This window comes from Mesorhizobium sp. M0028, from assembly GCF_040323855.1.
Taxonomy (GTDB): domain Bacteria; phylum Pseudomonadota; class Alphaproteobacteria; order Rhizobiales; family Rhizobiaceae; genus Mesorhizobium.
On the sequence record NZ_JAMYVG010000003.1, the window covers coordinates 245430 to 263452 of the forward strand.

General features: G+C 63.4%; 19 protein-coding genes. 16 read left to right on the forward strand and 3 right to left on the reverse strand.

The window, feature by feature from the left end; all coding sequences use genetic code 11:
- Nucleotides 1-93 precede the first annotated feature (93 nt).
- The 13 genes from rpsF (at nt 94) to NKJ93_RS09050 (ending at nt 11887) form a co-directional block, all read left to right on the forward strand.
- Nucleotides 94-594: a 30S ribosomal protein S6 gene (rpsF, locus tag NKJ93_RS08990; protein ID WP_023719830.1), complete on the forward strand. Its 501-nt coding sequence runs from the start codon at nt 94-96 to the stop codon at nt 592-594.
- Nucleotides 594-842: a 30S ribosomal protein S18 gene (gene rpsR / locus NKJ93_RS08995; RefSeq protein ID WP_006203718.1), complete on the forward strand. Its 249-nt coding sequence runs from the start codon at nt 594-596 to the stop codon at nt 840-842. Before rpsF ends, rpsR begins: the two co-directional genes overlap by 1 nt.
- 275 nt (nt 843-1117) lie before the next feature.
- Nucleotides 1118-1702 (forward strand): 50S ribosomal protein L9, encoded by a 585-nt coding sequence (rplI, locus tag NKJ93_RS09000; protein ID WP_023719831.1) that lies wholly within the window; start codon nt 1118-1120, stop codon nt 1700-1702.
- A gap of 152 nt (nt 1703-1854) precedes the next feature.
- The gene (locus NKJ93_RS09005; RefSeq protein ID WP_023719832.1) at nt 1855-3144 is read left to right on the forward strand and encodes a cyclopropane fatty acid synthase; all 1290 of its coding nucleotides are present in this window, start codon (nt 1855-1857) and stop codon (nt 3142-3144) included.
- Nucleotides 3145-3226: 82 nt separating this feature from the next.
- Nucleotides 3227-3550 carry a YnfA family protein gene (locus NKJ93_RS09010; protein WP_023719833.1) on the forward strand — a complete coding sequence of 108 codons (324 nt, stop codon included), beginning with the start codon at nt 3227-3229 and terminating at the stop codon, nt 3548-3550.
- Nucleotides 3551-3553: 3 nt separating this feature from the next.
- The gene (locus NKJ93_RS09015) at nt 3554-4522 is read left to right on the forward strand and encodes a small ribosomal subunit Rsm22 family protein (protein WP_023719834.1); all 969 of its coding nucleotides are present in this window, start codon (nt 3554-3556) and stop codon (nt 4520-4522) included.
- 206 nt (nt 4523-4728) lie between these two features.
- The gene (locus NKJ93_RS09020) at nt 4729-6219 is read left to right on the forward strand and encodes a replicative DNA helicase (RefSeq protein WP_352481818.1); all 1491 of its coding nucleotides are present in this window, start codon (nt 4729-4731) and stop codon (nt 6217-6219) included.
- Between the two features lie 21 nt (nt 6220-6240).
- Nucleotides 6241-6846 carry a hypothetical protein gene (locus NKJ93_RS09025; protein WP_352494867.1) on the forward strand — a complete coding sequence of 202 codons (606 nt, stop codon included), beginning with the start codon at nt 6241-6243 and terminating at the stop codon, nt 6844-6846.
- Nucleotides 6846-8264 (forward strand): DNA repair protein RadA, encoded by a 1419-nt coding sequence (gene radA / locus NKJ93_RS09030; protein ID WP_023719836.1) that lies wholly within the window; start codon nt 6846-6848, stop codon nt 8262-8264. Before NKJ93_RS09025 ends, radA begins: the two co-directional genes overlap by 1 nt.
- A gap of 47 nt (nt 8265-8311) precedes the next feature.
- On the forward strand, nt 8312-8983 hold the full coding sequence (locus NKJ93_RS09035; protein ID WP_023719837.1) for a CvpA family protein: 672 nt from the start codon (nt 8312-8314) through the stop codon (nt 8981-8983).
- Nucleotides 8984-9097: 114 nt separating this feature from the next.
- Nucleotides 9098-10579: an amidophosphoribosyltransferase gene (gene purF, locus NKJ93_RS09040; RefSeq protein WP_036244955.1), complete on the forward strand. Its 1482-nt coding sequence runs from the start codon at nt 9098-9100 to the stop codon at nt 10577-10579.
- Between the two features lie 220 nt (nt 10580-10799).
- Complete coding sequence (locus NKJ93_RS09045) at nt 10800-11540, forward strand: SDR family NAD(P)-dependent oxidoreductase (RefSeq protein ID WP_352494866.1); 741 nt, start codon at nt 10800-10802, stop codon at nt 11538-11540.
- 125 nt (nt 11541-11665) lie between these two features.
- On the forward strand, nt 11666-11887 hold the full coding sequence (locus tag NKJ93_RS09050; RefSeq protein ID WP_023719840.1) for a hypothetical protein: 222 nt from the start codon (nt 11666-11668) through the stop codon (nt 11885-11887).
- A gap of 158 nt (nt 11888-12045) precedes the next feature.
- On the opposite strand, the gene NKJ93_RS09055 is transcribed toward NKJ93_RS09050, so the two are convergent.
- The gene (locus NKJ93_RS09055) at nt 12046-12552 is read right to left on the reverse strand and encodes an OsmC family protein (protein ID WP_352494865.1); all 507 of its coding nucleotides are present in this window, start codon (nt 12550-12552) and stop codon (nt 12046-12048) included.
- A 343-nt stretch (nt 12553-12895) separates the two neighbouring features.
- Here NKJ93_RS09055 and NKJ93_RS09060 point away from each other — a divergent pair, with 343 nt between their 5' ends.
- Entirely contained in the window at nt 12896-13786 is an 891-nt protein-coding gene (locus tag NKJ93_RS09060) for a DMT family transporter (RefSeq protein ID WP_352515691.1), read from the forward strand.
- A gap of 199 nt (nt 13787-13985) precedes the next feature.
- On the opposite strand, the gene NKJ93_RS09065 is transcribed toward NKJ93_RS09060, so the two are convergent.
- Nucleotides 13986-14840, reverse strand: coding sequence for a LysR substrate-binding domain-containing protein (locus NKJ93_RS09065; RefSeq protein ID WP_352588643.1), 855 nt, complete (start codon nt 14838-14840; stop codon nt 13986-13988).
- 114 nt (nt 14841-14954) lie between these two features.
- Here NKJ93_RS09065 and NKJ93_RS09070 point away from each other — a divergent pair, with 114 nt between their 5' ends.
- Both NKJ93_RS09070 and NKJ93_RS09075 read left to right on the forward strand, forming a co-directional pair.
- Nucleotides 14955-15362 carry a tautomerase family protein gene (locus tag NKJ93_RS09070; protein ID WP_352481829.1) on the forward strand — a complete coding sequence of 136 codons (408 nt, stop codon included), beginning with the start codon at nt 14955-14957 and terminating at the stop codon, nt 15360-15362.
- Between the two features lie 149 nt (nt 15363-15511).
- On the forward strand, nt 15512-17734 hold the full coding sequence (locus NKJ93_RS09075) for an AMP-binding protein (protein ID WP_352588646.1): 2223 nt from the start codon (nt 15512-15514) through the stop codon (nt 17732-17734).
- A 24-nt stretch (nt 17735-17758) separates the two neighbouring features.
- Here NKJ93_RS09075 and NKJ93_RS09080 read toward each other — a convergent pair whose 3' ends face one another.
- Entirely contained in the window at nt 17759-18022 is a 264-nt protein-coding gene (locus NKJ93_RS09080) for a hypothetical protein (RefSeq protein WP_023719845.1), read from the reverse strand.
- Nucleotide 18023 lies beyond the last annotated feature (1 nt).

The window sequence follows — 18023 nt, forward strand, 5'->3', positions numbered from 1 at the left end:
CTTCCCCGTCTTCGCAAGGATTGCGGGTCAGAGAAGTTGCAGAGGCTTTTGCCGCCGGGAACCGGGAGAGAAACGAAGAAAGGCACGAACACTATGGCTCTATACGAACATGTGTTTCTTGCCCGGCAGGACCTCTCGCAGCAGCAGGTCGATGCGCTTGTCGAACAGTACAAGGGCGTCCTCACCGCGAATGGCGGGTCCGTCGGCCGGGTCGAGAACTGGGGACTGAAGTCCCTCACCTACCGGGTCAACAAGAACCGGAAGGCATATTATACACTCATGGACATCACCTGCCCGCCGGCCGCGCTCAATGAGATGGAGCGCCAGATGGGCCTGTCCGAGGACGTGCTGCGTTTCCTGACCATCAAGGTCGATGCGCATGAGGAAGGCCCGTCGGCAATGATGCAGAAGCGCGAAGAGCGCTCGGAACGCGGCGGCTTCGGCGACCGCGACCGTGGCGATCGTGGCCCGCGCTCATTCGGCGACCGCGATCGCGGTGACCGTGCTGATCGTCCGCCGCGCAGCTTCGGCGATGGCGGTGCCGATCGTGGCCCGCGCCGTCCGCGCGAAGGCTTTGAAGGAGCCGCAGAATAATGGTCGACATCAACCAGATCCCAACCCGGCGCCCCTTCCACCGTCGCCGCAAGACTTGCCCGTTCTCCGGCGCCAACGCGCCGAAGATCGACTACAAGGACGTGCGGCTTCTGCAGCGCTACATTTCCGAGCGCGGCAAGATCGTGCCGTCGCGCATCACCGCCGTCAGCCAGAAGAAGCAGCGCGAACTCGCCAAGGCGATCAAGCGCGCCCGCTTCCTCGGCCTGCTGCCCTACGTGGTCCGCTAAGACTGATTAGTTGACCATGATCTTATCCGAAAACCGGTTTCCAGTTTTCGGGATCATGGTCTAGCCAGCGGGCGGTTCGCCGCCCGCTTTTTTCACCGGCCACGACGGGCGTAGCTGGATCGAACACCAAATCCCGGGTTGGATTTCGACAAGAGATCCTAACTGCCGCGACAGGCAGGACAGCGACACAGGCGGCGACGCCCCAGCTTCCTGACCTGTTCCAGACAATTCGGCGCCGATCCTGAGGATAGGTGCCCAAGCGAAGGAACAAAACCATGGAAGTCATTCTTCTCGAACGCGTTTCCCGGCTCGGCCAGATGGGCGACACCGTCAAGGTCAAGGACGGGTTCGCCCGCAATTTCCTGCTGCCGCAGGGCAAGGCGCTGCGCGCCAACGAAGGTAACAAGAAGAAGTTCGAAGGACAGCGCGCCCAACTCGAGGCCCGCAACCTGGAGCGCAAGTCCGAGGCCGCGCAGATTGCTGAAAAGCTCGACGGCAAGAGCTTCATCGCCGTGCGCTCGGCCGGCGAGACCGGCCAGCTCTATGGTTCGGTCTCGACGCGCGACATCGCCGAGCTGTTGACGGCGGAAGGTTTTTCGGTGAACCGCAACCAGATCCTTCTCAATCAGCCGATCAAAACCATCGGCGTCACCAACGTGGCGATCGCGCTGCACCCGGAAGTCGAGGTCACCATCACGCTCAACATTGCCCGCACGGCCGACGAAGCCGAACGCCAGGCCAAGGGCGAAACGCTGACCACCGCCGAAGCCATCTACGGCGAAGACATCAACGACAATGCGCGGCCGGAAAATTTCTTCGATCCGAACGCGGAGTTCGAGGGCGGCGAAGACAACGGCTGATCGTTGTTCGCCGGCATTCGTCGGCTAATACCTATCTGGACCAATGCCCGGGCCTCGCACCCGGGCATTTTTATGCCAAATGGAACTTTTCGAACCCCTATATCTTGATGCAGAATAGGACAGCATGTCTGGCCGAGAGGGGACAATTGGTCATGAATATTCTGCTTAAGCGCGTTCTCGACCGCCTGGTCCGCACAGGCAATCTCAAGGTGACAGGGCCGCAAGGCTCGATGGTGACTTTCGGTGACGGCAGCGGCGAGCCGGTGCACATGCACATCAAGACAAGGCATGCCGAGCGCGCCATCACTTTTGATCCGATGCTGGCGGTGCCGGAAGCCTACATGGACGGTGAACTCGACATTATCGAGGGCGGCGTGCTGGGGGTGATGCGCATTGCGTTCCAGAACATGGGCAGCGGCGGCATCGATGCCACCTGGTCGAAGGCGATCGAGGGTCTGCGCCACGCCTTCCGGCGCCTGCAGCAGATCAACACGGCGTCGCGGGCGCGCCGCAACGTGCAGCGCCACTACGATCTGTCGGGCGATCTCTATCGCCTCTTCCTCGATGAGGACATGCAGTATTCCTGCGCCTATTTCGAGCAGCCGGACATGACGCTCGATGAGGCCCAGGCAGCCAAGAAGCGCCACATCGCCGCCAAGCTCAGGTTGAAAGCCGGCCAGACGGTACTCGACATCGGCTCCGGCTGGGGCGGGCTTGGCCTCTATCTCGCCAAGGCGTTCGACGTCGACGTGCAAGGCGTGACGCTGTCGACCGAGCAGCACGGCGTCGCCACCGACCGCGCGCACGCGCAAGGCCTGCAAAACCGGGTGCATTTCGACCTCAAGGACTATCGCGAGCTCAATGAGCGTTTCGACCGCATCGTCTCGGTCGGCATGTTCGAGCATGTCGGCGTCAATCATTTCCGTACCTTCTTCGACAAGTCGGCGACGCTGCTGAAGCCGGACGGTGTCATGCTGCTGCACACGATCGGCCGTTCCGGTGTGCCGTGGGCGACCAGCGCCTTCATTCGCAAATACATCTTCCCGGGCGGCTATATCCCGTCGCTCTCCGAAGTGATGCCGGCTATCGAAAAGTCGGGGCTCGTCGTCACCGACATCGAGGTTCTGCGGCTGCATTATGCCGAGACGCTGAAGCATTGGGGCGAGCGCTTTGCCGCCAACCGCGACAAGGCCAAGGCGATCTATGACGAGCGCTTCTGCCGCATGTGGGAGTTCTATCTTGCCGCCTCGGAAGCTGCCTTCCGATGGCAGGATCTGGTGATCTTCCAGATCCAGATTGCCAAGAAGAACGACACGCTGCCGGTGACGCGCGACTACATGGCCAGTTGCGAGAAGGCGCTGGAGATGCGCGATCTTGGACGTCGTGAAAAGGCTCCTGCCGCCAAGCCCACTCGCCGCCGCAAGGTGGCGGATCCGGAGTAGACTGCCGGCGATCGCGCCATTGCCGCTTGCCATTGCCGGCTGGCACGCTGAAAAAGGTCTCGTCAACGCGGGACCTTTTTTCATGACCTACCTCCTCTACGTCGCCGCCGCACTTGCCGAGATCGCCGGCTGCTTCTCGTTCTGGGCGTGGTGGCGGCTGGATAAGTCGCCGCTGTGGTTGGCGCCCGGTCTCGTCTCACTGGTGCTATTCGCGTGGCTGCTGGCGCTTGTCGACACCAGTGCGGCGGGCCGGGCCTATGCCGCCTATGGCGGCATCTACATTGCCGCCTCGCTGGTCTGGCTATGGTTGGCGGAAGGCGTGCACCCCGACAGTTGGGATCTTGCCGGTGCCACGATGTGCATCATTGGCGCCTCGGTCATCGTGCTCGCACCTCGGGCTGCGTAGGCCATGGAACTGCCCGCCCCGCTTAGACAAGGCGTCGACCGCCTTCTCGAACAGGTGCCGTTGCCGATGATCAAGCAAGCGGCCAAGACGCTGTCGGACCGCTACCGCGCCGAGTTGCGCGATGGCCGCCTGCACATGGCCGAAGAAATGGCGGTTAAGGCCTATCTGGCAACGCGGCTTCCGGCGACCTATGCGGCCGTCCGTGCCAGCCTCGATGCGGTGGGCGAGTCTCGGCCCGACTATGCTCCGAAGACCTTGCTCGATGTCGGCGCCGGCCCTGGCACGGTGCTTTGGGCCACAATCGATCTCTGGCCCGATCTCGAACAGGCAGTGCTGCTCGAGGCCGGTGCCGCGGTGCGGCGGGTCGGCGAGGCGCTTGCCGCCGAGACAATCCATGCCAAGACCGCCTGGCTGACCGGCGACGTCACCATCGACCTGGTCGATCTGGAGCCGGCCGAGCTGGTGACTTCGGCCTATGTGCTGGATGAGATCGCGCCGGCATCGCTGGCAAAACTAATCGACCGGCTCTGGCAGCTGACCGCCGACACGCTGCTGGTCGTCGAGCCAGGCACGCCGGCCGGCTGGCAGCGCATCCTTGCCGTGCGGCGGCAGCTGATCGAGGCGGGGGCGCACGTGCTCGCGCCCTGCCCGCATGAGGCGCCCTGCCCACTTGTCGCTCCCGACTGGTGCCATTTCGCCCGCCGCGTCGCCCGCTCGCGCCTGCACCGTCTGGCCAAGGATGCCGAGGTGCCGTGGGAGGACGAAAAGTTCATCTTTGTCGCCGCTTCCCGTCATCCGGCCGCTCCGCCCCGCGCGCGGGTGATCGCACCACCGAAATCGGGCTCCGGCAAGGTCTTGCTGAAGCTTTGCCAACAGGATGGTCATGCCGCCGAGCGACTGTTCACGAAGCGCGACGGCGAGACGTTCAAGGCCGCGCGGCGACTGGACTGGGGTGACGCCTTGCCGGAATGATCGGCAGCTATTTTCCTGTTTTGTTCTCGCCCAAGAACGGTTAGGCTCGCCATCTTGATTCGAGTCAATCGAGATTCTTTCCACCGAAGTATCTTGGCTGTGAATCGCGGGCATCAAAGTTGGTTGGTTGGGGACTGATGCAGATAAGTCATCACCGACTTGTCTCGTTCTGATATCGAGAGACCGGGATCAGGACCGGGGACATCATGGCAGAGGCAGCACGAAAATTCGGCGTGGCGGAAACACCGCTCTATCGCGAGGCGCCGAACAACATCGAGGCCGAGCAGGCGCTGCTCGGTGCCATCCTGGTCAACAACGATGCCTTCTATCGCGTCTCCGACTTTCTGAAGCCTGGCCATTTCTACGAGCCGTTGCACAGGAATATCTTCGAGGTCGCGGCCGAGCTCATCCGCATGGGCAAGATCGCGACGCCGATCACGCTGAAGACCTTCCTGCCGGCCGACGAGAAGGTCGGCGACATGACGGTGGCGCAATATGTCGTGCGGCTGGCGGTCGAGGCCGTCACCGTCGTCAACGCCACCGACTATGGCCGCGCCATCTACGATCTGGCCACGCGCCGCGCGCTGATCACCGTCGGCGAGGACATGGTCAACATCGCCTATGACGCGCCGGTCGACATGTCGCCCTCCGACCAGATCGAGGACGCCGAGCGGCGGCTGTTCGAGCTGGCCGAGACCGGCCGCTACGACGGCGGCTTCGAGAGCTTCACCGACGCTGTCAAGACGGCGGTCGACATGGCCAATGCCGCCTATATGCGCGACGGGCATTTGTCGGGCGTCGCCACCGGCTTGCGCGACCTCGACCGTCGCATGGGCGGCCTGCAGTCGTCCGACTTGATCATCATTGCCGGCCGCCCCGGCATGGGTAAAACCTCGCTCGCCACCAACATCGCCTTCAATATCGCGGAGGCGTATGTCCCGGCGCAGCAGGCCGACGGCTCGTTCAAGGCGGCCAATGGCGGCGTCGTCGGCTTCTTTTCGCTCGAAATGTCATCCGAACAGCTCGCCACCCGCATTATTTCCGAACAGACCGAAATCCCGTCGTCGAAAATCCGCCGCGGCGAGATCAGCGAGATGGATTTCGAAAAGCTCGTCGCCTGTTCGCAGACCATGCAGAAAATCCCGCTGTTCATCGACCAGACCGGCGGTATTTCCATCGCTCAGCTGTCCGCCCGCGCGCGTCGCTTGAAGCGCCAGCGCGGCCTCGACGTCATCGTCATCGACTATATCCAGCTGATGCAGGGATCGAGCGCGAAATCATCGCAAAACCGCGTCCAGGAAATCACCGAGATCACCACCGGGCTCAAGGCACTGGCCAAGGAGTTGGCGGTGCCGATCATCGCGCTGTCGCAGCTGTCGCGCCAGGTCGAGAGCCGCGACGACAAGCGCCCGCAGCTTTCGGATCTGCGCGAATCGGGCTCCATCGAGCAGGACGCCGACGTGGTGCTGTTCGTCTACCGCGAGGAATATTATCTGAAGAACCGCGAGCCGAAGCCGGGCACCGACGAATACATCAAGTGGGAACACGAGATGAACGAGATGCGCGGCAAGGCCGAAGTAATCGTCGCCAAGCAGCGCCACGGCCCAACGGGATCGGTCAGCCTCGCCTTCCAGGGCGAATTCACCCGCTTCTCGGACCTTGCGGAAGAGCATCATTTGCCGGATCGGTTCGAGTAGGCATTGTCGCGGAGCAGCCGATTGGACTTTAGCGATATCTACCAAAGGATAAAATTCGAAGAGTATAACATCTCCGAGGATGAACGCGCGCAACTCACTGAATATTTGAGATCTGCCCGGTCAATTTCTCGCACGGAATCGCACGCCGGTTTGCTGGTGTTCTGCTACTCAAGCGAACCTACGCCCGAGAACGTTGAATCGGTGAGGAAATTCCTTGCCAAGCATGTCGAAGACTATACGCGAAGCGCGGCAGTGACCGGTCTTTATCGAGTTTGGAAATTGGGAGCGACAGCTGACATCGACGATCTGCTGAGTTTTTTGGCCCTTTCGTTGGACGAAACTCGGCACGACACCTCTCTGGCGGCGATCGGGTGCGCATTCCTTTTGATGCACCGGCTCAATGATCGTCGCCTCTCGACTGCCCTTATGAGATTGCTGGAGACGTTGCACGATGAAGTCGGGCGAGAGAACGACTTCGCGGTCGGTCTGTTCAGATATGCGTGTTGGTCGGCATACGACAATTGGGCTCTGAGAAACGGCCAGCGCCGCACTCATTTCGATACGATCGAAGATGCTTTGCCGGTTTACTGGGATCGTCCCAAATACCTCTTGGAACCAATAAACTGATGGCCAAATCCCGTATCCAGTTCATCTGCCAGAATTGCGGTTCGGTGCATCAGCGTTGGGCCGGCAAATGTGATGCCTGCGGCGAGTGGAACACGCTGGTCGAGGAAGGCACGTCGGGCGGCATCGGCTCCGGCCCGGCCAACACCCGCAACGCCCGCAAAGGCCGCGCGGTGGTGCTGACCAGCCTTTCCGGCGACATCGAGGACGCGCCGCGCATCGTCTCCGGCATCGGCGAACTCGACCGCGCCACCGGCGGCGGCTTCGTGCGCGGATCGGCGCTTTTGGTCGGCGGCGATCCCGGCATCGGCAAGTCGACGCTGCTCACCCAGGCTGCAGCCGCACTGGCGGCAAAGGGCCACCGCATCGTCTACGTCTCCGGTGAAGAAGCGGTCGCCCAGATCAGGCTGCGCGCCCAGCGGCTCGGCGTCGCCGACACCCCGGTCGAACTCGCCGCCGAGACCAACGTCGAGGACATCCTCGCCACCATTGCCGATGGCAAGCGGCCGGACCTGGTCATTCTCGATTCGATCCAGACGCTATGGACCGACATGGCCGATTCAGCGCCCGGCACGGTGACCCAGGTGCGTGCCGCCGCCCAAGCGATGATCCGCTATGCAAAATCCACAGGGGCGGCGATCGTTCTGGTCGGCCATGTCACCAAGGAGGGCCAGATCGCCGGCCCACGCGTCGTCGAGCACATGGTCGACGCGGTGCTCTATTTCGAGGGCGAAGGCGGCCACCACTACCGCATCCTGCGAACGGTCAAGAACCGCTTCGGACCAACCGACGAGATCGGCGTCTTCGAAATGTCGGACAAGGGCTTGCGGGAAGTCGCCAACCCGTCCGAGCTTTTCCTCGGTGAACGTCACGCGAAATCGCCGGGTGCCGCGGTTTTCGCCGGCATGGAAGGCACACGGCCGGTGCTGGTCGAGATCCAGGCGCTGGTAGCACCTTCGACGCTCGGCACGCCACGCCGCGCCGTCGTCGGCTGGGACGGCGCCCGGCTGTCGATGATCCTGGCGGTTCTGGAAGCCCATTGCGGCGTTCGCTTCGGCACGCATGACGTCTATCTCAACGTTGCCGGCGGTTACCGCATTTCGGAGCCGGCGGCCGACCTGGCTGTGGCGGCGGCACTGGTTTCCTCGCTCACCGGTCTTGCCCTTCCCGCCGATTGCGTCTATTTCGGCGAAATCAGCCTTTCGGGGGCGGTGAGGCCGGTTGCGCATGCGCAGCAGCGCCTTAAGGAAGCCGAAAAGCTGGGTTTCGGAAGCGCGGTTCTGCCCTTGGGCAGCGAGGAACTTGTTGGTGGTAATGGGGCCGGGGGGATCGGAGCCGGCGCTTTCCAGCCCACCGAGCTTGCCGATCTCGTGGCGCGCATAGCCGGCTCTCGGCGCAGCCGCGCCGACGAGCAAGACTGATGCGGCTCGTCGAGTCGTGAAAAAGAGATCGGAGCGGGGCGAAAAACATGCCGATTACGCTGCTTGACGGAATTCTCGTCGGCTTCACCCTGGTCTCGGCGATGCTCGCCATGGTTCGCGGCTTTTCGCGCGAGATCCTGTCGATCATCTCCTGGGCAGTTGCCGCTGCGGCGGCCTTCTTCTTCTACAAGCCGGTGCTGCCTTACATTCAGCCCTATATCGACAACGAAAAGGCAGCCATGGCGGCGGCCGCCGGTATCGTCTTTATTGTCGCGCTGATCGTCGTTTCGGTCATCACCATGAAGCTCGCCGACTGGATCATCGATTCCAGGATCGGCGCGCTCGATCGCACACTTGGCTTCCTCTATGGCGCGGCGCGCGGCATCCTGGTGGTCGCGGTCGCACTGCTGTTTTTCAATTGGCTGGCCGGCGCCAAAGCTCCAGGCTGGATTGCCAACGCCAAGTCAAAGCCGCTGCTCGAATCGATCGGTGCCAAGCTCGAAAGCCTGCTGCCCGAGGACCCGGAAAACGCCATCCTCAACAAGCTCAATCCGAATCAGCCGGCCACCGAGACGCCTCTGGCCCCCGACGCGCCTGCAGCGGAAGCACCTGCCGCCGGCGACGACGCCACTGCTCCGGCACCCGATGACAGCGACGCTCCGCCGGCCGACAATGCGCCCGCGACGCCGGCACCTGCAAACCCGGCGCCGGCAAACTGATTTCGGCAGACTTGCTCGCCTCGAGACTGTCGATCATGTGAACGTCGCACGACGTGCGTTGCTTTCGATGCGCTATGACCTTATATGGCGACTTTAGCGGAGCTTGAGCCCCCAATGGCAGCCTCAGTGGCAGACGCAGACGACGTGCTTTCCGCCGAAGCCGACGACCATTTCCACGACGAATGCGGCGTGTTCGGTATTTTCGGCCGGCAGGACGCCGCAGCCATCGTCACGCTCGGCCTGCATGCGTTGCAGCATCGAGGCCAGGAAGCGGCCGGTATCGTTTCCTATGACGGCACCCAATTCCATGTCGAACGCCATGTCGGCCTGATCGGCGACACCTTCACCAAGCAGCGTGTCATCGACAGCCTGCAAGGCAACCGTGCCATCGGCCACACACGCTATGCCACCACCGGTGGCGCTGGCTTGCGCAACATCCAGCCTTTCTTCGCCGAACTTGCCGATGGCGGCTTTGCCGTCGCCCATAACGGCAATCTCACCAACGCCATGACCGTTCAGCGCGCCCTGCAGAAGCAGGGCGCCATCTTCTCTTCCACCTCCGACACCGAGACACTGTTGCATCTGGTCGCCACCAGCAAGGAGCGCGACCTCAATTCGCGCTTCATCGATGCGGTGCGCCAGGTCGAAGGTGCCTTCTCGCTGGTGGCAATGACGTCCAAGAAGATGATCGGCTGCCGCGACCCGCTCGGTATCCGGCCGCTGGTGCTTGGCGATCTCGACGGCGCCTGGATTCTCGCCTCCGAAACCTGCGCGCTCGACATTATCGGGGCGCGTTTCGTGCGCGACCTGAAGCCCGGCGAAATGGTCGTCGTCACCAGCAAGGGAATCGAGAGCCTGTTCCCGTTCGAGCCGCAGAAGACCCGCTTCTGCATTTTCGAATATGTCTACTTCGCCCGGCCGGATTCTTCGGTCGAAGGCCGCAATGTCTACGAGGTACGCAAGCGCATCGGCGCCGAGCTGGCACTGGAGAGCCCGGTCGAGGCCGACATCGTCGTGCCGGTGCCGGATTCGGGCACACCGGCGGCGATCGGCTTTTCGCAGGCCGCGGGCATTCCGTTCGAGCTCGGCATCATCCGCAATCACTATGTCGGCCGCACCTTCATCCAGCCCGGCGATTCGATCCGCCACATGGGCGTCAAGCTTAAGCACAACGCCAATCGCCGCATGATCGAAGGCAAGCGTGTGGTGCTGGTCGACGATTCGATCGTACGCGGCACCACCAGCCAGAAGATCGTGCAGATGGTGCGCGATGCCGGCGCCAAGGAAGTGCATATGCGCATCGCCTCGCCGCCGACGCGCGCCTCCTGCTTTTACGGCGTCGACACACCGGAAAAGTCGAAGTTGCTGGCCTCGCGCATGTCGGTGGAGGAGATGGCCGAGTTCATCCGCGTCGATTCGCTCGGCTTCCTCTCGATCGACGGGCTCTACCGGGCCGTTGGCGAAGCCGGCCGCGACAACGAACAGCCGCAATTCTGCGACGCCTGTTTCACCGGCCAGTATCCGACCCGGCTTGCCGATTTCGAAGGCTCCGACAATGTCCGCACGCTGTCGCTATTGGCGGCAGGCGGGTCGTAAGGTTGCCGGATCGCCATTTGTCTTCGCCAGGTTACCCCCCTCTGCCCTGCCGGGCATCTCCCCCTCAAGGGGGGAGATCGGCTGAATTGTCGACTTTCGCCAATCGCGACGGTCGCAGAACAGGCGCTGAGCCTGATGAGGGCCAATCTCCCCCCTTGAGGGGGAGATGCCCGGCAGGGCAGAGGGGGGTGCCTCACGCCGACCTTATGGAAGTTCAAGCATGACCCTCGATCTCTCCGGCCGCGTTGCGGTCGTCACCGGCGCCTCGCGCGGTATCGGCTATTTCATCGCCACGGAGCTTGCCGCCGCCGGCGCACATGTGATTGCGGTTGCCCGCACCGTCGGAGGGCTGGAAGAACTCGACGACCAGATCAAAGCAGGCGGCGGACAGGCGACGCTGGTACCGCTCGATCTTGCCGACATGACGGGGATCGACCGGCTGGGCGGCGCCATCCACGAGCGCTGGGGCAAGCTCGACATACTGGTCGCCAACGCCGCCGTGCTCGGCGTCATCGCTCCGATCGGCCATGTCGAGGCAAAGACCTTCGAGAAGGTGATGACCATCAACGTCACCGCAACATGGCGGCTGATCCGCTCGGTCGACCCGCTGCTGAGACTCGCCGATGCCGGCCGCGCTATCGTACTGAGTTCCAGCCTGGCCCACTCCGCACGCGCCTTCTGGGCGCCTTATGCGGCGTCGAAGGCGGCGGTCGAGGCCATGACGCGTTCGTGGGCGCATGAGACCGAAAACCTGCCGCTCAGGGTCAACGCCGCCGATCCCGGGGCAACGCGCACCGCCATGCGGGCGCAGGCGGTACCCGGCGAGGATCCGGAGACTCTGCCGCACCCTTCGGAGATCGCCAAGCGTATCGTGCCGTTGGCCAGCCCTGCGCTCAAGGAGACGGGGCTGATCTTCCAGGCCAAGCACAACCGCTTTGTCGCCTACCGGCAGCCGGAGTAAGCGGCCTGACATCACGCGGCTGTGATGCCGTGGCTTAACGCCGCGCTTCGGCCCAACTTTCGCCGCTTGGCCGGAGTTGCTAGGATCGCACCGACTCCCAAAACAAGCAGAGCGAGGAAATACTCATGGCGGCACCGAGCGTAGCGTTGGTCTGGTATCTGGTGATCGCCGGCCCGCAAGGCGGCATGGTCGTGCTGCCCAGCACCTTCGACACCCGCGAACAGTGCACCTCCGCCGTCACCGAATACCAGAAGCAGCCGACGCCGGCCGGCTGGTCGGTGCAGTGCGTGCCGAGTGCCTCGCCGTTCGCGGACGAGGGCGACGCCGAGGAGCCGTCGGCGCAGTAGGAGCGTCATCTGGCCAAGTTTTGGCAAAGAGGGCAGGCCAGAGGGGGTCGACAGGCGTGGAGCGCCAGCCTCCATCTGCCGCAGCAGGCCGAGCCCCGTCGGACCAACCCCCTCTACCCTGCCGTGCATCTCCCCCTCAAGGGGAGAGATTGGCAGCATCAGCGTCGTGCGCTTACCGTCAGCTCCGGCTTCTGGCTGATGGTCTGCAACACGACGCAGTAGCGCTCGGTCAGCTTGATTAGCGCATCGACGCGCTCCTGCGGCTCGTCTGTGTCGAGGCCGAAGGTCAGCCGGATGGCGCGGAAGCCAACCGGCGCATCCTTTGCCACACCAAGCGTGCCGCGAAAGTCGAGATCGCCTTCGGCTTCCACCGTGGCGGCCCCAAGCTTGAATTCCAGCGCCGTGGCCACCGCCTTCAGCGTGACGCCGGCGCAAGCCACCAGCGCCTCCAGCAGCATGTCGCCGGAGCAGAGTTCGAGCCCGGTGCCGCCGGTCGCCGGATGCAGCCCGGCAATGGCGATCGCCCTGCCTGTCTCGACCTTGCAGGCGATCGATTGGTCGTCGATCGAGCCTTTGGCGCGGAGAGTAATTAGCGCGCGCGAGGCGTCGTCGCGATAGGCCTCCTTCAGCGGCACCTGCATGGCCTTCAATGCGATCGCGTCCATTTCATTTCCCTCCCATAGTTGCCTGGCTTCGCTGCTTAACGGCGGTGTCGGCTGCCCCAAACGCAAGTCCCCGCTGGCGTAGCGCTTGGCAGGGCTTCGCCCCGTATAGCCTGACGATACGGGGAGCATCCAACGCCTTCACACCCTCTCTCGCAACACATTCGTAAGGCCGCCGGACATATGGCCGATATCGCCATCCTGGAAATCCGCGAAAGGGCTTCGCCGGCAGCCTGTTCACCGGGGCTGCCGGTCTGCTGTTTCGATGCATGACGCCTCGATCAAGCTGACACTATGGTGTCAGGACGGGGCAGCGTAAGCTGGTGAGATGACGGAATCGCTGGATATGCCAGGCACAGTGGAAAGCGCCCGCGAACGCACCCTCGGCATCATCCTGGTTTCGGCATCGGCGGCCGTCTTCGGCCTCACCGGCGTGCTGACCAAATCGATCCATTCCGACCCGCTGACGATTACCTGCTGGCGCGGCTTCGTCGGCTCGATCCTGATCAGCCTCTATGTGCTATGGCGTCGCCAGCGCTCCGGCGGTCGCGGCAGCCTGCGGCTCGGCTGGCGCGGCTGGCTGCTGGCGATTGAGGGCGCGCTCGCCAGCATCGCCTTCATCTCGGCGTTCAAGTTCACCTTTGTCGCCAATGTCGCCATCATCTACGCCACCGCCCCTTTCGTCACCGCGCTGCTGGCCCTCCTGTTGGTCCGCGAACCGTTCCGGCTGCAGACGCTTGCTGCCGCTGCCGTGTCACTATGCGGGGTGGCGATCATGGTCTGGTCGGGCTTCGGCACCGGCCATCTGTTCGGGGACGGGCTGGCGCTGCTGATGACGATCGGCAGCGCCCTCTACATGATCATGGTGCGCACCTTCCGCGATACGCCGGTGGTGTGGGCGGGTGCGGTGTCGGCATTCCTTTTGTTCGTGCTCGGCTGGTTCGTCACCGATCCGCTGGCCGTCTCGGCCAGGGACGCATTGCTTCTAGCCACCTTCGGCTCCTCGTTCGCGCTTGCCTCGATCCTGTGGACGGAGGGCGCCCGGCTCATTCCGGCGACCGAGTCCGGACTGCTGGGTTCGGCCGAAGTGCCATTCGCGATCCTGTTCGCCTTCCTGTTCCTGGCGGAAATCCCGCCGGCAGCCAGCATGGTCGGCGGCGCAATCGTGCTTTGCGCCGTGTTCGCTCACGCCGGCCGCGACTGGCTGATGGCCAGGCAGCGCGCAGCGGATGCATGACCAAAATCCTCGCCACGCCCGAGGGCGAGTTGGTGGTCCGATCACGAGAAATCCGTGCCTGAAAATAAATTTGAAACGTCATGGAACCATCATCGGGCTCAGGCATTATGGCTGCGACGGGCCACCCCCAAGTCCCCCCAAACCCCTCGGCCCGTCCTACTCAGAAGCCGACCGCAAGGTCGGCTTTTTCTTTGCTGACTCAACGGGCCAAGCCCAGGTTGCCGCTGAACAACGCGGCCAGATCCTGCGCCGGCCGGTCGGCATCCTCACGCAAGCGGATGGCGAATTCCGCGACCGGCACCGGCGGCAGATCAAGATCGCGCGGCGCCTCGACGATGCCGGAATGAGCGAAGCGCGCCGTCCTCAACGTCAAAGCGATGCCAGCGTGTACCGCCGTACGCAGGCCGGCAAGGCTGGCACTGCCGGCAGCAATGCGATAGCGGCGGCCGGCCGCATCCAGTGCACTGGTCGCTGCATCGCGAAACCCGCAATGGGGATCGAGCAGCGCCAAGGGCAATTCCTCTTGGCGGGTGGCCAAGCCGTTTTGTGAGCAAAGCCAGATCATTGGCTCTTTGAGCACGCCGACTTCGTCCCGCGTCGGCGCCTGTCGCATGGCAATGGCCAGATCAAGGGTGCCGGCTTGCAAAGCCTGCGCCAGTTCGGCGGAGCGGCCGACGCGCAATTCGATCCTGACGCGCGGATGGCTGACAGCGAAGGCCCTGAGAAGCTGCGGCAAGCCGCTGTCGGCGAAATCCTGCGTCGTGCCGATGGCGACGCGCCCATCGGCATGCGCCCCTTTGAGGGCCAGCCACGCCTCGCGGTGCGCAGCAAGAATGCGCCGCGCGTGGCCGACCAGATCCTCGCCCGCCGGCGTCAGGCCACGCCCTCGCCCCTGCGGCACCAGCAGCGGTTCGCCGACTACATCCTCCAGCCGCTGCATCTGCGCGGTCACCGCCGACGGCGAGCGGCCGACGATCGACGCAGCCTGCGCCAGCGAGCCGCTATCGACGAAAGCGAGGAAAGTTTTGAGGAGGTCGGGATCGAGCGCCTGCATAGTTCGACAATATCAAAGTTTTTATCAAAAACAATTCGATTTTTCTGACGCAAGGACGATGGCATGATTTTCTCGACGGCGAAGAGACGCCGCTTGAAACCGAGGAGAAGAAACATGCCGATCATCAATGTCAGCGTTACCGGCAAGCCCGATGCCGCTTTGTCCGCCGCTATTGCCAAGGAGGTGACCGAACTGACGGCCACGCATCTGCGCAAGGACGCGACGATCACAGCTGTCGCGATTTCCTATCTCGACCCCGAGCACTGGTTCGCCGGCGGCAAGTCGCTGGCCCAGCACGGCGCCAACACGGCTTGGCTCGACATCAAGGTCGTCGACGGCACCAACACCAAGCTCGAACTGGAGGCCTATCTCCAGGCAATTTTTGCCGCATTCGGCCGGCTGCTAGGCAAGATCCATGAGGAAAGCTATGCCCTCGTGCACGAAGTGCCAGCGGCCGCGTATGGCTTTGGCGGCAAGACGCAGGAATTCCGCTTCATAAGCGGGAGGATGAAGGCGGCGTAGCTGCGATTTGTGGAGAAGGCAGCCGAGCCCACTGATAGCAGGAGAGACGGAAAAATGAAGCCGCATTGACGTTGATCCAACTTCGGCTAGGTTCTCACCCGAAGCGGCCACTGAAGAGCCGCGACGTGAGATTGTTGGGAGATGCGGCGATGATCCTGACACTGGCGCTGCTTGCGGGTCTTGTCACGGCCTGGCTGCTGATCGGCGTGGTGGAGAAGTTCCGCCTCGGCCTGCGCTTGAGCCAGGCGCTGCTCTACGTGCCGTTCAAGCTCGCCTACCGCATCAACGACGAGCGCATCAAGATTGCCCGCAAGTCGGCAGCCCCGATCATCTACGTCGTCTGGCATCAGTCGCGCCTCGAGCCGGCGCTGATGCTGTCGCTGCTGCCGGAGGACACGCTGCACATTCTCGACCCGGCTTCGGCCAGATCGCCCTGGCTGGAACCATGGCGCGAGCTTGGCCGCACCATCGCTTTCAACGCCGAGCATGTCTTCGTCAGCCGCAGACTGGTGCGCGTGCTGAAGGGCAAGGGCCGGCTCGCCGTTTACCTGCCGAATGCGGTCGAGCCCGACGTCAAGTCGTTTCGGTTGTTCCGCGCCATCACCCGTATCGCCATGCAGGCCGACGCTCGCATCGTGCCGATCTTCGTTGCCGGCGCGCGCAGCCTGCCGGCGTCGCTGACGCCGGCAGACAAGGCGCCGCGCCACTGGTTCCCGCAGCTGTCGATCAGCGCGCTGGAGCCGATGACCATCGCCGAGCTGGTGGCGCGGAACCCCAATCAGGCCTCCAATACCAATGCGCTGTTCGATCGCTTCGCCGAGGCCAGGCTTTTTGGCAGTGATCTCGACCGAGGGCTGTTCCTTGCCATGCGTGATGCCGCCGACCGTGTCGGCGCTTCGCACCTAATTATCGAAGACATCATCGGCGGTGCGCTGAGCTACCGGAAAATGTTTATCGGTGCCAGGGTTTTGGGCCGCCGCTTCGAGGCAATGACAGCGCCGAGCGAAGCGGTTGGGCTGCTCCTGCCCAACGCCAATGGCCTCGTGCTGGCGTTCGTCGGTGTTTTGTCGGCTGGACGAGTGGCAGCAATGATCAACTATACCGCCGGCCCAGCGAGCGTCACCGCCGCGATCCGCACGGCGGTGATCCGCACCGTGGTCTCCTCACGCGCCTTTGTCGAAAAGGCCAACCTCGCCGACATAGTCGAGGCGGTGGAAAAGGGCGGAGCGAAACTGCTGTGGCTGGAGGATGTTCGCGCAAGCGTGACCGTGCTGGACAAGCTCTCTGCCGCCTTGCTGTGGCGCTGGCCGTTGCAGCGCCAGAATGCAGCCAAGCCGGCGGTGATCCTGTTCACCTCCGGCTCGGAAGGCACACCCAAGGCAGTTGTGCTGTCGCACCGGAACCTTCTTGCCAATGCCATGCAGGCCGAAGCCCGCATCACCATCTCGCCGGTCGACATCCTGCTCAACGTGCTGCCGGTGTTCCACTCGTTCGGCCTGACCGGTGGCACCATCCTGCCGCTGGTCACCGGCGTAAAACTGTTCCTCTACCCCTCACCGCTCCACTACAAGCTTATTCCGGAGGTGGCGCGCAAGGTCCGGCCAACGGTGATGTTCGGCACCGACACGTTCCTCGCCAACTATGCCCGCACCGCCAAGGACGGCGATTTTTCCAGCCTGCGCTTTGTCGTCGCCGGTGCCGAGGCGGTGAAGCCGGAGACGCGCCGGGTTTATCGCGAACGCTTCCAGGCCGAGATCATCGAAGGTTTTGGCTTGACCGAGGCCGCACCGGTGGTCGCCGTCAACACCGCCATCCACGGTCGCGACGGCACGGTCGGGCGGCTGCTGCCGGCCATGCGCATGAAACTCGAACCGGTCGAAGGCATTAGCGACGCCGGCCGGCTGTGGCTCGACGGGCCGAACCTGATGATGGGCTACATGACCGCCGATCGGCCGGGCGAGCTACAGCCGCTCGAAGGCTGGCACGACACCGGCGATATCGTCTCGGTCGATCGCGAAGGCTTCATCACCATTCGCGGCCGCGCCAAGCGCTTCGCCAAGATCGCCGGCGAGATGGTATCGCTTGGTGCGGTCGAGATGCTGGTGCAGTCGCTGTGGCCGGAAGAGCATCACGCCGTGGTGGCGGTGCCGGACAGACGGCGCGGCGAGCGCCTCGTCCTGGTCACCACCGCCGACAGTGCCAATCCCGACGAATTGCGCGAATTCGGCAAGAAGGCCGGGGCGGCCGAACTGATGATACCGAACGACATCGTCAAGGTCGAGGAAATCCCGGTGCTGGGCTCGGGCAAGACCGACTATGTCTCGACAAGAAAGCTGGCGCTCGAGAGGCTGGGACTGAGCGCTGCCGCCTGAGGTTTTCCAGACCTTTCCAAAACTCTAGAGGACCACTACCGATAACAGCAGAATGACGCCGACGGCCATCATCAGCAGGCCCGGCCAATTCTGTGACAAGCCGAGAAAACGGAGCCCGCGCCGCCGCGGCTCCAGAGTCGGACCTGGTGTTGCGAGATTGGGCCTCGGGCTATCCGGCGCGGTGGAGACAGCGGCCGGCTCACTGAGCCGCCCGCGCATGATGGCTGCAACCGCCATATATACGAGGCCGGCGACAGTCAGTAATGCGCCAATGAGGATGACAGCCATT